This window comes from Vibrio sp. B1REV9 (genome assembly GCF_905175395.2).
Taxonomy (GTDB): domain Bacteria; phylum Pseudomonadota; class Gammaproteobacteria; order Enterobacterales; family Vibrionaceae; genus Vibrio; species Vibrio alfacsensis.
Window position 1 is genome coordinate 246,679 of sequence record NZ_HG992745.1, and the last position, 15,065, is coordinate 261,743.

Sequence of the window (15,065 nt, forward strand, 5' to 3'; positions counted from 1 at the left end):
TATTTGAGGTATCACAATACACTTAAAGTGTAGCACTCAATAAAAATGAAACTCCTTTGGTATCTTTTTCCGATAATATCGGGGATTTGATTATAGGCCAATTAACTCTTAAGGTTTCATCATTCCATTTAATTGAGAGTTCATATTCAGGATTATAATAATCTGTACACTTGTATACAAATTCAGCTTCATCACTAGTAACATAAAACCCATGAGCAAAACCTTCTGGTATCCATAACTGCCGTTTGTTTTCAGCCGAAAGATACTCACCGATCCACATCCCAAAGGTTGGTGAATCTTTACGGATGTCCACTGCGACATCAAATACCTCCCCTGAAACTACACGAACCAGTTTACCTTGTGTATTTTCTGTTTGGTAGTGTAGTCCTCTCAAAATCCCTTTCTTAGATTTGGAATGATTATCTTGTACAAACCTCGTTGGTTTTCCTGTGACTAATTCTTCGAATCGCTTTTGGTTCCAGGTTTCCATAAAAAAACCACGCTCATCACCAAATACTGTAGGTTCGATGATCTTCACATCTGGAATGTTTGTATCGATAACTTTCATAGTATTATTCCGCGTATGCTTTAATGCTTGTTAATGCGATTTGCCAATCACTTGCTTCGATGGCAAACGCCTCGTCGATTTTTCTCGTACTTAGTTTCGAGTTGCTAGGACGCTTGGCTGGCGTTGGGTATTGTTCTGTCGCAATGCTGGATAGAGTTGGCTTATTTTCTAAGACGCCATGTTCAACTGCGGTATCAAAAATTGCATTCGCGAATTCATACCAGCTTACATGTGGCAACCCCGAATAATGGTATACTCCATACTCTACTGGTTTATCATTTGATATGGTTTTGGCTATTTCAACAAGTACTTTAGCAATGTCGCCTGCGTAGGTAGGACCGCCAAATTGGTCACCAACAATACTTAACTCATCACGATTTGCTGCTAGACGAAGCATGGTCTTAACAAAGTTGTTGCCATGCTCGCCAAACACCCATGCAGTGCGTAAAATAACATGCTGATCACACGCCTCAGCAACTGCAACCTCTCCTGCTAGCTTGCTAGCACCGTAAACAGTTTGAGGATTGGTCGCGTCGCTCTCTACATACTCGCCGACTTTGTTACCTTCAAAAACATAATCTGTCGAAATATGAAGGATTGCAGCACCAACTCCTTGCCCTGCCACAGCTAGATATTTAGGACCATCACGGTTAATTGCGAATGAAAGTTCCACTTCTTGTTCGGCTTTATCAACCGCCGTATGCGCTGCTGCGTTGATGATGATTGTCGGCTTAAAAGCTTTTACTGCTGCATTCACCACTTCTTGATTGGTGATATCAAGCTCTTCTCTATCAACAGCCAACAAGACAACGTTTTCAGTGTTGGAAAGAATTTCTGTTAGGCAATGACCTACCTGCCCGTTACAACCTGTGACTAAAACTCGCATTATACATTCGCCTTAATTTTTCTTTCATTCACCAAGCGGGCTAAATACTGTCCGTAATCATTTTTCATCATCGGCTCTGCAAGTGTTAACACTTGTTCATCCGATAACCAGCCATTGCGCCATGCGATTTCTTCCAAACATGCGACTTTCAAGCCCTGTACATGCTCTATGGTTTGAACAAAAGAAGAGGCTTCATGCAGACTTTCGTGAGTGCCTGTATCTAACCACGCGAAACCGCGACCTAAAAGTTCCACATTGAGTGAACCATCATTTAGATACAGTTCGTTGAGCGTGGTGATTTCTAACTCACCACGATGAGAAGGCTTCACTTGCTTAGCCATTTCTACCACACGGTTATCGTAAAAGTACAACCCCGTAACCGCATAGTTTGACTTTGGTGTTAATGGCTTTTCTTCAATCGACACGGCTTTCATGTTGGCATCAAACTCCACGACGCCAAAACGCTCTGGATCTTTTACTTGATAACCAAACACCGTCGCACCAGATTCGCGCGCTGCTGCGCGCTTTAACGTGTCTGAAAATGATTGGCCATAGAAGATGTTATCGCCCAGCACCAAACACACACTGTCATCACCAATGAATTCTTCACCAATAATAAACGCTTGTGCTAAACCATCAGGGTTTGGTTGAATCGCATACTCTAAATTGATACCAAAATCAGTCCCATCACCCAACAAACGCTTGAAGCCAGCTTGGTCTTCTGGCGTGGTAATGATCAAGATATCGCGAATAGCCGCCAGCATCAGAGTTGAAATTGGGTAGAACACCATTGGTTTATCGTAAATCGGCAAAAGCTGTTTAGATACACCGCGCGTTAATGGGTAAAGACGAGTACCAGAACCGCCCGCAAGTACAATACCTTTCATTAGAAATAGATCCTTGGTTGGTAGGGCATAGTTCCTAGGAAAAACTAGGATCTAGAGCCACAAATATTTGTAGAAGATAGAGTGCGATCAGTTAATACCTAAACGTTCGCGTTGGTAGCTGCCGTCTTGAACGTTTTGGCACCACTGTTGGTTATCTAGATACCATTGAACGGTCTTTCGAAGTCCGGTTTCAAACGTTTCAACCGGTGCCCAACCGAGCTCTTTTTGCATTTTACTTGAATCAATCGCATAGCGACGGTCATGGCCAGGACGGTCCTGAACGTAGGTAATTTGCTCAGCGTACTTGGTATCTTTTGGTACTAGCGCGTCCAAAATGTCACAAATTGTGTTCACCACTTCGATGTTTTTCTTCTCGTTATGACCGCCAATGTTGTATGTCTCACCAACCTTACCTTCGGTTACTACTTTGTATAGTGCACGGGCGTGGTCTTCCACAAATAGCCAATCACGGATTTGGTCACCTTTACCATAAATCGGAAGGTCTTTACCTTCTAGGGCATTAAGAATAACGAGTGGGATCAATTTCTCAGGAAAGTGATAAGGACCGTAGTTGTTCGAGCAGTTAGTCACGATGGTCGGCATACCATAAGTGCGCAGCCATGCACGAACTAAATGGTCACTGGATGCTTTTGATGCGGAGTAAGGGCTTGATGGCGCATACGGAGTGGTTTCCAAGAACATCGGTAGCACCGTGCCCGCTTCAACTTCATCTGGATGTGGCAAATCACCATACACTTCATCCGTAGAAATGTGGTGGAAGCGGAATGCTTGTTTCGCCGTCTCATCGAGCTTATTCCAGTATTCGCGCGTCGCTTCAAGTAGTGTATACGTACCGATAATATTGGTTTCAATGAAAGCAGCTGGGCCTGTGATTGAACGGTCAACGTGTGATTCTGCCGCTAAGTGCATCACTGCATCCGGCTTGTGACTGTCAAACACTCGGTTAAGCTCTGCTCTATCGCAAATGTTTACTTGCTCAAACGCGTAACGCTCGCTTGATTCTACTGAAGCTAAAGATTCAAGGTTGCCTGCATAGGTTAGACAATCGACATTAACAACACTATCCGAGGTGTTTTCGATGATGTGGCGCACTACTGCAGAGCCAATAAAGCCCGCACCGCCAGTCACAAGTATTTTCATTTTTTAACTTACCAACGTTATACAACACTACTTAGAGTGCTTCAAAACTTCCATTTTCCATCTCAGATATTCAAAACCACCTGAGACACTTTTTATTCAAAATGAGACAACCAGACTTAGCCATCTCGTTGTAATTGTTTGATTTCAAACATCTTGCCAAACTAGCCCCAATAGGTAATGCAAAGCCTAGGTCCTAGGTTCTCAGCCCTCTGTATCTTCTTTTCGAAACGCAAAGCGTACTAGAACAATCGCCACACCCAACATGCCACCAAGCAATGTACCTAACACACAAATCAGTGCGCGTTTCGGCCCATCTTTCAGCTCAGGGACCACTGCCGGATCAACGACTTTAAAGATGAACTCTTCTTGTACTTCAGCTAGCATCAGGCTCTTGGTTTGCTCTTCAATCAGTTTATAAAACGTGCTCTGCATGTCAGCCACGGCTGTTTTTTGTAACTGGGTATTTAGGTAAGCTAGGTTTTGTGAGGTTTCCGCAATCGTGCGTTCACGCATTACTTTATTGATGTCTTCAATTAACCAATTAACCCATTGCTGCGCTATATATGGTGAGTAGTTTTTAACTGAGACCGTATACAAGCCGCTTTCTTTGTCTTGGCTAACGCTCAAGACCTCTTTACTGAACACTTCAAACGCTTCTTGTGCCGTTGGTGTTGCACCACGTAGGCCTTTTGCCTCACGCAACCACTCACCTGTAGTTGGGTTATAAAGCTCTTCATCCAGAATCAGCTTATTGTTCGCTAAATCCCAATCTTTAGCTGCCATTAATGGCACAAGTAAATCATGTTTGTTGATGAATGCTTCAACAAACTGGCGAGACTTCATTACTTGAACAGCTAAATCGGTTTGAGAGGATTCACCTGCCCCCAAGTTCACACCAGCTAGAGCCGCTAGTCCGCCCAGTTGCCCTGCCATTTTTGAAAGGCCACCACCACCCGAGCTTTCTGCAGGAGCAAGCAACGCATCCGATTTGTAGATATTTGGTAGGCTTAGTGCGTAAAGTGCCGCACCAACGGCGAAGACAAATGTGGTTGCTATGATGATCCACTTACCTTTCCACAATGCAACGAACAGTTCGCGCAAGTCGATTTCGTCATCCGCAGGTTGTTGGCTGTGTGGTGGGTACGGTAGGTAATGTTGTGGGTGTTCTTTTTGTGGTTCCATTGGTGTATAAGGTCCTAGGATCCTAGGTTCTAGGATCGAAAAAATAATTACGGATTACGGATTACGGATTACGGATTACGGATTACGGACATCGTACTCTGCAGCATCTTCATTTAAACGGTTTCTCTTTGTTTTAATCAACCGTCCAAGAGTCGCTGCGATGGATTCAGCCTCTTGAATGAGACCCAAACCGGACGCTTTCTCGATGTATCCAATTTCAATGCCGATATAGACTTGAGTAATGAACTCTGCCGTTGACGACTTTGCAATATTTAAAAACCGAATTTGGTCTTTAATTGATTCCCGTTCTTCTCCCTCAGCAATATTCGATGGGATTGATAATCCAGAACGGGTGATTTGATCTTTAAAACCAAAGTCTCGGCATGTTTCCATCATCTTGTATATATCACAAGACAGTCGGCAAGCTTGTTGCCATACTCTAAGTTGCTTAAACCTCAACAGATATCCTTATCTAAAGGTTGCAGAATACGGAATACGGAATACGGAATACGGAATACGGAATACGGAATACGGAATACGGAATTTTATGATTTCGATATTCCAAATCTACATTTCTGTAATCTGTCAGCGAAGCACTCGGTATTCCTACTTAACTGAGTACCCGCAGTAAGTAGATTCCTAGTCTCGCTTCGACTCGCTGGAATAACAGACAAGAGCCCGTATTCAGTAAGCGAAGTATTCTGTATTCCTACTTAACTAAGTACTCGCTGCAAGTAGATTCCTAGTCTCGCTTTGCTCGCTGGAAAAACGTGCAAGAGCCTGTATTCCATAAGCGAAGCGTTCCGTAATCTATATTCCAAAAATTCTAGGCCCTAGGACCTGTGTTTTCCTAGGGCCTTTCTTTCCCGTTATTTCAACGCGTTAATCGCTACACCAGTTTGGTATAGGATCTGTGTTGCGGCTGTCCAGGTACTTAGCGCATCGCGGTAATCGGTGTCGATTGGAACAACGATTGTGTCGCCAGCTTGGAGTTCTTGGTTATTGTTGCCGAACCAGTAGCCAGAGGTTGGTTTGTAAACCGAGCCATCTGCGCGCACAACAAAGATGCGATCTTCATCGGCTTGCTTCTTCGCGCCGCCCGCTTTGTTTAGGTAATCGTCCACATCTAACTTGTTATCAAGTAAGTAAGTGATCGGTACTTGTACCTCACCCATGACGGATACTGTATTGCGGAACGTTGGTACAAACAGGAAGTCACCGTCTTCCAGCATAAAGTCTGCCGAGCGATCATGCTTCAAGATACGGTTAAGTTGCACCACCATACGGCCAAGGGCTTTGCTGCGGCTTGCCTCCTCAACAAAGGCTAACGTTTTATCCGGATCAGAGATGACAGAACCAAGATTGCTGTCTGCGCGGAATGTCTTCTTCGCCGTTTCTGCTCGCATATCTGCGGCGTATTGGTTTAGCAGTTTTTGCTCTTGCAAGCGCAGCGCTTCACGAGTAAAGATTGCGCCCATTGGGTGAGCAAATTCGGTTAAGCCACCAGCACGTTCTAGTAACTCACTCATTGTCTCGCCTTGGCGAACCGTGTACGAACCAGGGAAGCGAACTTCACCTTGCAGCATGACTGTGCTTTGTAGCTTCACGTTCGGCTTTTGCAATACGTTCAATCTGTCACGGCCAACAATGATCACATCGTTATTCACATCACCTTGAATCGCTTTGCGAAGATCAATACGCTCGATATCAATAGACGCACGCTCATCAATGTTATTAATCACCGAGCGTGCAAGTTCTGCGTTAATCGTAAATGCACCGTAAGTTAACCCCCCCGCAGCCTCTAACAAATCAGACACTTTCATACGCGGCGTAATTGGGTAACGGCCAGGGTATTTCACCTCACCTGTGACTTCAGCAATTTGTGGTGCTAAGCCTAAACGAGATTGCTGTTGAAGTTTAAGCAGTACTGGTGCCAGTAATGAAGAACGTGTGTTCTGCTTGAGGTCTTGGATTTGTTCAGGAGTCACCTCTTCACCTTGCCACATCATACGGACTTCTTTGCCGGTTACCGTGCTGGTTGCTGCGCTGAGGTCTTGCTCTTCTTGTTGAATTTGCTCTTGTGCTTGTTGCTGTGCTTGCTCAAAGCTCTTGGCTTTTTCATCCACTTCTAATAAAGAGTCGATGCCTTTATTACTTAAGCGGTTAAACACCAACACTCGGTCACGAGAATGCAGTTGCAAGTTGTCTTCACTGTTTGGTGCTAAAATCGCTTTCGCCAAGTTAAGTTGGAAAACTTCAATATCACGCTGAGCGTTGACCTCACGTACCACAACCGCGTAATTGACATCTGCAGTCGATTTAAACGCGGTATCAACAGATTGGAATAGATCCGCAATGCGTAAGCCTGGTTTCCACTCTAAAAAGCCTGAATGACGAACATCACCCTCAACTTGAACAAAGCGCGTTAACTCTTCACTCTTCGTTGGTACGCTCACTGTATCACCATCTTTGACTTTAATTTGTTGGTCATGAGATTGAGTGAAGTTAAGTGTCACTAAATCACGTCCGCCTTTTGCTGCGTAACGTTTTACTTCAATTTGATCGCGGTAAGCATTGGCGGTAAAGCCACCCGCTAGCTGAAATGCTTGCTTGTAGGTCTCGCCTGATTTGATTTCATAAATCGCAGGGCGGTTCACTTCACCATCAATCGAAATGGTATTACCGACCGCGCCAATGAACACCACATCACCCGGTAATAGACGAACATCATTACGGGCATCGCCACGCAGCAGTAAGTCATACATGTCTAACTTGCGGATCACTTGGCCATTTCGCTTTAGCTGTACATTACGCAGTGCACCACTTTCGCTAAAACCGCCGCTGTAATAGATCGCTTGAGAGATAGTGGTTAACGCACTCACCGTGTAAGCACCTGGCTTGTAAGCATCACCCATCACAAAGATTTGCATAGTGCGCATTTCACCCAGTGAGATATCACTGCGCACGCCAATCATTTGTTCTCTCACGCGTTGGTTTAAAGAATCACGCACTTCTGAGAACGTCATACCCGCCACTTGAACTGGACCAAGTGATGGGAAGTTTATCACGCCCTCACGACTTACTCGTAAACGGTTAGTGGTATTCTCTTTACCAAATAGCTGAATAACGATCTCATCCCCTGGACCTACCGTGTAATCCGCAGGAACAGGTACATCACTGATCGGAGCAAATGTACTTGGCGAGCCCGCAAACAGGTCCAAACCAAAACGTTTCAAGCCTGTTTTAGCTTGTGCATCGTCCTCTGGGCCTCTGGTGCTTTCTTCTGTTTCGTTCGTTGCTGGGCGAGCATCCACTACTTGTGGGTTTTCATAACTGCTTGGTTGAGAAGCGCCAGATGGTAAAGATACTCCGTACTGACTTGCCAATGCTTGTTGCTGGTCAGCCGGTAAGCTCTTAAACATTTGGATCTGAGCGGGGGTTGGAGTTTGCGCATACGAGAATGGCGCAAACATACTTGCCAATGCAAAAGCGGCAATGGAAAAAGTTCCTTTAAGCATGGTCATTCGCTATAAAAAGAGTGAAGTGAAAAATCGTCGCGATTGCGCTCGATCTCGATGTTAGAAGCGGTGTTGAAAACCGATGGTAAGCGCGTTTAAACGAACTTGGTCTTCAGAGGCACTGTCAATAAACTCAAACACAACGGCATTGTGCTTATCAAGCGCATAGTGCATACCCAAGCCAAAGCTAAAGCCTTGCTCTTTGAGTGAGCCAACACCTTGTTTATCGATCTGAACGCTAGAGTAACCCGCCAATCCATATAACGCGATACGCTCAGCTACTGGCATGTTTAGCTTAACAAAGCCGCTAGCTAGACTGTCGACAGCAAGACCACTATCACGTTGGACAGAGGTGCCGTAGCGCGCTTCTAAAGCGAGGTAATCATTGAAGAAGTAACCAGCTTGTGCTTGCAATAAAAATGGATTGCCTTCACTTACTGTAGACTGGGTGTTTTGAGATGAGGTGTGGTGATATTCGGCGTTAGAGTAACTAACCAATGCGCCGGAATAGAAGTTTGCTGAAGCAGAAAATGAGCACAAGCCTACGCTTATCGCACTCAACGCCCCTAGCCATGGTCGTTTGTTGATCACGAAATTATCCCTTGGGTATCGACTGAACTATAATAGAGAAGACGCGTTCAGTGATTATTTGTTAACTTTCTTGTGCGTTCCCACGCTACCGCCCGGCGGCATTACGCGTTAGCCACTGTTCGCTGGTCACCGATAAGTCGGTTTATTATGAATATGTTTTATTAAGCCTAAATTTGATGACTCGCTTCAAAAAACGGAGCGAATAAAGTCAAAAAATTTGGCAAATTATGCATGGATTGGCGTCAAACGGCAAGAGGCGGCTGATTGGAATTGTGTGAATGTGCGGTAAAACGCGCAGTTTTTAGGCGGAAGAAAAAAGGATTAGGGACCTAGGTCCTAGGGGAGTTTGTTGGGACTTTAGTGTACCTCAATGACTATTTACGTATGTTGTTGAATACCGAATACGGAACGCTTCGCTTACGGAATACTTGAATAAAGGGCCTAGGTTTTAGGGCCTAGATCCTAGGTGGCGTGTGCTGGAAGTTTGTGGATTTCATTAGTTCCTGAGAAAGTATTTTTACACTGCATAAAACGTTTGTGCGTAATCCGTAATCCAAAACATTGAGCCCTAGAACCTAGGATCCTAGGACCTGCTTTTTACCTAGGACCTATCTCTTCTCCCCTAGGACCAGCAGTTTCTTCCTCTCTTTTTCATACGAAACTATTTACATGCTGGTTGTTTTTTAACTAAAATGTTACGTGATGCACCTAAAATGCATCAAACATCGATGTTTTAAAATTAGAAATACAAGGATTAATAATGAAGAATACAGCTCTAGCTATTCTTATGGCACTAAGCGCATCTACTGCATTTGCAGCAACTGAAGCTGGCAGCACAACTGCAGCATCAGGCGCAGCAGCAGGCTCTGCAACAACAACAGCAGTAGCAGTTGGCGCAGCAGCAGCAGTAACAGTGGTAGCAGTTGCAGCAAGCGACAGCAACGACGGTACAACTGGTTCTACTGGTTCTACTGGTACAAACTAAGTTTGAATCAAGGGCTTTACCTTTCTCGGTAAGGCCCTAATTTTATTCTTTTTCAAAATAATGCCTCTCTCCCCCCAATCTGTTTTTACACGTAAATTCCTGCTAACCTAACCATCATTTTTTCGATTTGCTCACTCAAATAAGGTTTTTGAATGAAACTAGGAATGATTCCGGCAGTCGCTATGACTATTTTATTGTCTGGATGCTCTCAAAGGTTTGAAACCGTTAACGACACGCTTAAAGAAGCCATTTTTGGCTTTGATGACGTCAATATGACAACGGAACAAATTGAACAATTACCTTATGCTAGTGCGTATTTTCGTATTAATGACGGCCAACAAATTTTTATGGTGCTCGCATTTGCTGATGTAAACCCTGAAAATAATCAGACTCAACTTAAATGGGTATCCTCAGATAAAGCCATGATCGTGACCGAACAGGGCCGTATCGTTAAAACACTTAATCTTCCTGAATACAATTTAGCAGAACGAGCCAGTTTAGATGGTGCATGGCAAGAAACGGACCATTCACGCAGTCGATACGATTGGCCCGCAAGCAACTACGGTTTCAATGCAGAGAGTGAGTATGCCCTGCAAGGGAAAGAAACCATCCAAACACCTATTTGGACAAAAGAACTCACTGTTTGGGAAGAAAGCGTTAATTTTGCCGCATTGAATAACAGCATAAAAAACAGCTATTGGATCGATGCCGATAATAACGTATTAAAAAGCGTTCAATACATTGGACCAAAGATGACTCGCATTGAATTCAGTATCTTAAAGCCTTACACGGAGTAACCTGATGCTTCTTTTATCGACTATGCGTGCAAAACAACTGCTGACATTAACTCTCTCTTTTCTTTGTGCTTCCACCCATGCTTGGGCAACTGAGACCACCAACGTCACACTGCTTGAACACAACGCACAGCTTCAATATCAAGAGGCGGTTCGTTTAGATCAAGTCCTGAGCGATGCTCTCAAACAAACTGCAATTCAAAAGCAAACCAACACGTTTGATGAGGGGTATCGCCTTTTTGATACCAACAAGCAAGAGATTACAGATGAACTCTACAACAGTGTGGTTCTGCGTCTAAAAAAACTTGCAGCAGATGATGACTACTCAACTGCAGCAGAACAGTTATTACAGCAAATTCAATCCTATCAATATGCTTACCGAATCGTTACCTCACTTGATATCGACAAAGTACGATTGGACTTATCACGCAACCCGAAAATGCCTGGTGACTATGAGCTTTCGCTCAGTGAGCGCCCAAGTGTGGTTTATTTGGCGGGCTTAGCGGCTCCAAAACCTGTGACATTCTCTTCTTTTTATGATGTTGCTAACTATTTAGAGCAAGGCAAACTCATTCATCAGGCAAGCCAAAGTTTTGCTTGGGTCATTGCGCCAAACGGAACGACATCTAAAGTCGGCATCGCATATTGGAACAACCAACATAGTCATGTCATTCCTGGCAGTATTATTTTTGTTGGGTTTGATTCAAGCAGCAGTGAGCTTGCTGATTTAGAGCAAGACATTATCTCTCTTCTAACTATGGTGAAACGCTAACAATGAGCCGCAATATTTCTAAATCTCATATCAGTACGGCGCTCTTTGGTATCGCTTTACTTCCTTTTAGTCAGGTGGGTTTCGCTTCTAAACTTGAACCGGTCACGCTTCGCGCCTCGCAAACCGATTTTGGCGGTGTTGGCCTCATGCAAATGCCATCTGGTCGCATGGCTCCTGAGGGGGAGTTCAATATTGGGGTTAACATCAATGATGATTACCATCACTACTACACCTCTTTGCAATTAATGCCTTGGTTAGAGACAACCATCCGTTACACCCGCGTACCGGATATGCTGTACAACTCAAACCCAGATTATAGCGGTGACAACATATACACCGATAAAGGCATCGATTTTAAGATCCGTCTATTGGAAGAAAGCTACTGGCTGCCTGAAACGTCCATTGGTGTTCGAGACTTTGGCGGTACAGGCCTATTCGATGGTGAATTTATTGCCGCAACCAAACGCTTTGGTCCGGTAGACTTCACTATGGGTATTGGTTGGGGCTACATCGGCCAAAGTGGCAACATCACCAACCCATTCTGTAAAGCCAGCGATAAATTCTGCGATCGTGATGGTGCTTATAAAGGCAAAGGCGGCAGTGTTGATTTTGAGCGTTGGTTTAAAGGCCCAGCCTCGATTTATGGTGGTATTGAATACCAAACGCCGTATCAACCACTTCGCTTAAAACTCGAATACGATGCTAACGATTATACAGGGGATTTCCCGTACACTCGCGGCGGAAAACCAATGCCTCAGCACACACCGTGGAACGTAGGCGTGTTGTATCAACTTGGCGATTGGGGTGATGCAAAACTGAGTTATCAACGTGGTGATACACTAACCTTTGGCTTTAACCTCTACACCAACTTTAACGATATGAAAGCCATTTGGCGTGATGAGCCAAAACAAACGGTAATGGCGCGCCCGTCGAGTGAAAATACCGATTGGGAGCAAGTTGCAAAAGAACTGCGCTCCAATGCGGGTTATAAACAAAGCACTATTGAGCAAATTGATGGTGTCGTTGTGGTAACTGGTGAGCAAGTGAAGTATCGCAACCGCGAAGAAGCACTGGATCGTGCGGCTCGTATTCTTGCGAATAATACATCTGAAGATGTAACGACTTACCGCATCGTTGAAAACCGCAATGGTATTGAGTTAACTAGTACCGATATTGATGCTAGCCAATACAAAAAAGTGGTGAATAACGATTACATTGGTGCACACTTAAATGATGCAACTAAAGTCAGCAATCCTGAACCAGAAGAGAGCACAATGCACCTCGCAACCAACAAACACCGTTGGAATGCAGGCATCTCTCCAGTACTCGCGCAATCAATTGGTGGGCCAGAAGATTTTTACTTATTTAATCTTGGGTTTAATACCGATGCGAATGCTTGGTTGACTGACAATTTAGAAATAAGTGGTTCGATTTACTTTAACCTTGTCGATAACTACGACAAGTTTAACTATGTTGAACAAAACCCACACATTTCTAACTTTGCTGTCCCTCGTGTGCGCACGCTCTTCCGCGCTTATGTACATGATAATCCAGTGCGCTTAAACCGTTTGCAATTAACCTGGTTCGAGCAGCCAGCAAACAACATTTACACCCAAGCTTACGGTGGTTACTTGGAAAGCATGTTCGCAGGTGTGGGTGGCGAGGTTCTCTATCGTCCACTCAACGCAAACTGGGCGATTGGTTTAGACGCAAACCTTATCTCTCAGCGAGATCCTGATAGCTGGTTTGGTACATTTAATGAGCCGTACTTCTATTACGATGGCTACAATGCCTCAAACTGTAAACCTGGACAAGTTCACTGCCAAGCATACGTCTTAGATAAAGGTACAACAGGGCAGCTTGCTGGTTACTACATGCCACAGTGGTCTTGGCTAGAAGATACGCTGTTTAAAGTGAGTGCGGGTAAATTCCTAGGTGGTGATAACGGCGTTCGTGTTGAATTTTCTAAGCAATTCAAATCAGGCATGATTGTGGGCGCGTTTGCTACAATGACAGACCTAACGACGGAAGAATACGGTGAAGGCAGCTACAACAAAGGCTTCTATGTATCAATTCCGTTTGATGTGATGACAGTAAAACCAAGCACAAGTCGCGGTACTGTTGCTTGGCAACCAATTACACGTGACGGCGGCCAAACTCTGAACCGTAAATACCAACTGTTTGATGTGACTAACGCACGCAACGTTTGGTATTAGAGGATAAAGAAACTAGGGCCTAGGTTTTAGCGCCTAGGTCCTAGGTGGCACGCGCTGGAAGTTTGTGGATTTCATTAGTTTTTGAGAAAGTGTTAGGAATAGTGAATACGGAGCGCCTCGCTTACGGAAAAATACATACTCACCAATTGCGCCATTTCAGCAAGCTTTAGCGAGACTAGGGATCTATTACCAGCGGACTGATTCATTTCAATTTATCACCTTAGTGGAATCACTATCTTACAGTAGATTCTGAATCACGTTCGTTCCTCACTGTTCAGAATAACGAGTATTTCCTTACCACTCAAAAACAACGATTGCGTGTAAGCCGTAATCCAAAAGCTTAGGCCCTAGAACCTAGGACCTTGCTTTTCTCTAGAACCTATCTTTAAACCTATAAACTTGTTTTATCCCCATCCATAGCGCTATTTTCTGTTTCTTGCTAAAATTCCTGAGAAAATTTTAATCTATGGTGGAAGTCTTATGATCATCGTAACTGGTGGTGCTGGCATGATCGGCAGCAACATTGTTAAAGCGCTGAATGAAGCAGGTATTAACGATATTCTGGTTGTCGACAACCTAAAAAATGGCAAGAAGTTTAAAAACTTAGTTGATCTTGATATCACTGATTACATGGATCGTGACGACTTCCTTACCCAAATCATGGCTGGTGATGATTTCGGACCTATCGAAGCGGTTTTCCACGAAGGTGCTTGCTCTGCAACAACCGAGTGGGATGGCAAATACATGATGCTAAACAACTATGAGTACTCTAAAGAGCTACTTCACTACTGTTTAGATCGTGAAATTCCGTTCCTATACGCTTCATCTGCTGCGACTTACGGCGAGACAGATACCTTTATCGAAGAGCGCGAGTACGAGGGTGCACTAAATGTGTACGGTTACTCAAAGCAGCAATTTGATAACTATGTACGTCGCCTATGGCAAGATGCCGAAGAGCACGGCGAGAAGCTGTCGCAAATTACCGGTTTCCGTTACTTTAACGTCTACGGCCCACGTGAAGATCACAAAGGCAGCATGGCATCAGTTGCATTCCACTTAAACAATCAGATCAATGCGGGCGAGAATCCAAAATTGTTCGCTGGCAGTGAATCATTCAAGCGTGACTTTGTGTACGTGGGTGACGTAAGTAAAGTTAACTTATGGTTCCTAGAAAATGGCGTATCAGGCATCTTTAACTGTGGTACTGGTAATGCAGAATCATTTGAAGAAGTGGCGAAAGCGGTGATCACTCACCACGGTAAAGGTGAAATCCAAACCATTCCTTTCCCTGACCACCTAAAAGGCGCATATCAAGAGTTTACTCAAGCAGACCTGACTAAGCTTCGTGCTGCTGGCTGTGATGTGGTATTTAAAACCGTTGCCGAGGGTGTGGCGGAATACCTAGCCATTCAAAACCGCTAATGCCTTTCAAAGGCGGTAGAGAAATCTACCGCCTTTACTCTGATACAATTACTAGTATCATTCCTAACATCTTCTTTTGCCTC

General features: G+C 44.3%; 12 protein-coding genes and 2 pseudogenes. 5 read left to right on the forward strand and 9 right to left on the reverse strand.

Features of this window, described 5'->3' with window-relative positions:
* Positions 1–22 precede the first annotated feature (22 nt).
* From rfbC to KHN78_RS06620, 9 genes and pseudogenes are all read right to left on the reverse strand, one after another.
* Positions 23–568, reverse strand: coding sequence for a dTDP-4-dehydrorhamnose 3,5-epimerase (gene rfbC / locus KHN78_RS06585; RefSeq protein ID WP_211915530.1), 546 nt, complete (start codon positions 566–568; stop codon positions 23–25).
* Positions 569–572: 4 nt separating this feature from the next.
* Positions 573–1,454 (reverse strand): dTDP-4-dehydrorhamnose reductase, encoded by an 882-nt coding sequence (gene rfbD / locus KHN78_RS06590; RefSeq protein WP_211915531.1) that lies wholly within the window; start codon positions 1,452–1,454, stop codon positions 573–575.
* Entirely contained in the window at positions 1,454–2,341 is an 888-nt protein-coding gene (rfbA, locus tag KHN78_RS06595) for a glucose-1-phosphate thymidylyltransferase RfbA (protein WP_211915532.1), read from the reverse strand. The genes rfbD and rfbA overlap by 1 nt, the downstream gene beginning before the upstream one ends.
* An 87-nt stretch (positions 2,342–2,428) precedes the next feature.
* On the reverse strand, positions 2,429–3,502 hold the full coding sequence (rfbB, locus tag KHN78_RS06600) for a dTDP-glucose 4,6-dehydratase (RefSeq protein WP_211915533.1): 1,074 nt from the start codon (positions 3,500–3,502) through the stop codon (positions 2,429–2,431).
* A 201-nt stretch (positions 3,503–3,703) separates the two neighbouring features.
* Complete coding sequence (locus KHN78_RS06605) at positions 3,704–4,684, reverse strand: Wzz/FepE/Etk N-terminal domain-containing protein (protein WP_211915534.1); 981 nt, start codon at positions 4,682–4,684, stop codon at positions 3,704–3,706.
* 75 nt (positions 4,685–4,759) lie between these two features.
* On the reverse strand, positions 4,760–5,143 hold the full coding sequence (locus KHN78_RS06610) for a four helix bundle protein (protein ID WP_211915535.1): 384 nt from the start codon (positions 5,141–5,143) through the stop codon (positions 4,760–4,762).
* A gap of 410 nt (positions 5,144–5,553) precedes the next feature.
* Positions 5,554–6,651 (reverse strand): annotated as a pseudogene (locus KHN78_RS22125) (SLBB domain-containing protein); the annotation flags it as partial.
* A 107-nt stretch (positions 6,652–6,758) separates the two neighbouring features.
* A pseudogene (locus KHN78_RS22130) lies at positions 6,759–8,202 on the reverse strand (SLBB domain-containing protein); the annotation flags it as partial.
* Between the two features lie 60 nt (positions 8,203–8,262).
* Positions 8,263–8,793 (reverse strand): outer membrane beta-barrel protein, encoded by a 531-nt coding sequence (locus tag KHN78_RS06620; protein WP_211915537.1) that lies wholly within the window; start codon positions 8,791–8,793, stop codon positions 8,263–8,265.
* 760 nt (positions 8,794–9,553) lie between these two features.
* Between KHN78_RS06620 and KHN78_RS06625 the strand changes: the two genes are divergently transcribed.
* The 5 genes from KHN78_RS06625 (at position 9,554) to rfaD (ending at position 14,982) form a co-directional block, all read left to right on the forward strand.
* On the forward strand, positions 9,554–9,778 hold the full coding sequence (locus KHN78_RS06625) for a hypothetical protein (protein WP_211915538.1): 225 nt from the start codon (positions 9,554–9,556) through the stop codon (positions 9,776–9,778).
* A gap of 152 nt (positions 9,779–9,930) precedes the next feature.
* Complete coding sequence (locus tag KHN78_RS06630; protein WP_211915539.1) at positions 9,931–10,575, forward strand: YjbF family lipoprotein; 645 nt, start codon at positions 9,931–9,933, stop codon at positions 10,573–10,575.
* Positions 10,576–10,579: 4 nt separating this feature from the next.
* Positions 10,580–11,344, forward strand: coding sequence for a capsule biosynthesis GfcC family protein (locus tag KHN78_RS06635; RefSeq protein ID WP_211915540.1), 765 nt, complete (start codon positions 10,580–10,582; stop codon positions 11,342–11,344).
* A gap of 2 nt (positions 11,345–11,346) precedes the next feature.
* Positions 11,347–13,560, forward strand: coding sequence for a YjbH domain-containing protein (locus KHN78_RS06640; protein WP_211915541.1), 2,214 nt, complete (start codon positions 11,347–11,349; stop codon positions 13,558–13,560).
* Between the two features lie 480 nt (positions 13,561–14,040).
* Positions 14,041–14,982, forward strand: a complete 942-nt coding sequence (gene rfaD, locus KHN78_RS06645) for an ADP-glyceromanno-heptose 6-epimerase (RefSeq protein WP_211915542.1) — start codon at positions 14,041–14,043, stop codon at positions 14,980–14,982.
* The last annotated feature ends 83 nt before the right edge of the window (positions 14,983–15,065 follow it).

What these genes read in the sequence shown, in the direction of transcription:
- rfbC (WP_211915530.1), bottom strand. Translation starts at nt 568, where the DNA reads ATGAAAGTTATCGATACAAACATTCCAGATGTGAAGATCATCGAACCT.
- rfbD (WP_211915531.1), bottom strand. Translation starts at nt 1,454, where the DNA reads ATGCGAGTTTTAGTCACAGGTTGTAACGGGCAGGTAGGTCATTGCCTA.
- rfbA (WP_211915532.1), bottom strand. Translation starts at nt 2,341, where the DNA reads ATGAAAGGTATTGTACTTGCGGGCGGTTCTGGTACTCGTCTTTACCCA.
- rfbB (WP_211915533.1), bottom strand. Translation starts at nt 3,502, where the DNA reads ATGAAAATACTTGTGACTGGCGGTGCGGGCTTTATTGGCTCTGCAGTA.
- KHN78_RS06605 (WP_211915534.1), bottom strand. Translation starts at nt 4,684, where the DNA reads ATGGAACCACAAAAAGAACACCCACAACATTACCTACCGTACCCACCA.
- KHN78_RS06625 (WP_211915538.1), top strand. Translation starts at nt 9,554, where the DNA reads ATGAAGAATACAGCTCTAGCTATTCTTATGGCACTAAGCGCATCTACT.
- KHN78_RS06630 (WP_211915539.1), top strand. Translation starts at nt 9,931, where the DNA reads ATGAAACTAGGAATGATTCCGGCAGTCGCTATGACTATTTTATTGTCT.
- KHN78_RS06635 (WP_211915540.1), top strand. Translation starts at nt 10,580, where the DNA reads ATGCTTCTTTTATCGACTATGCGTGCAAAACAACTGCTGACATTAACT.
- KHN78_RS06640 (WP_211915541.1), top strand. Translation starts at nt 11,347, where the DNA reads ATGAGCCGCAATATTTCTAAATCTCATATCAGTACGGCGCTCTTTGGT.
- rfaD (WP_211915542.1), top strand. Translation starts at nt 14,041, where the DNA reads ATGATCATCGTAACTGGTGGTGCTGGCATGATCGGCAGCAACATTGTT.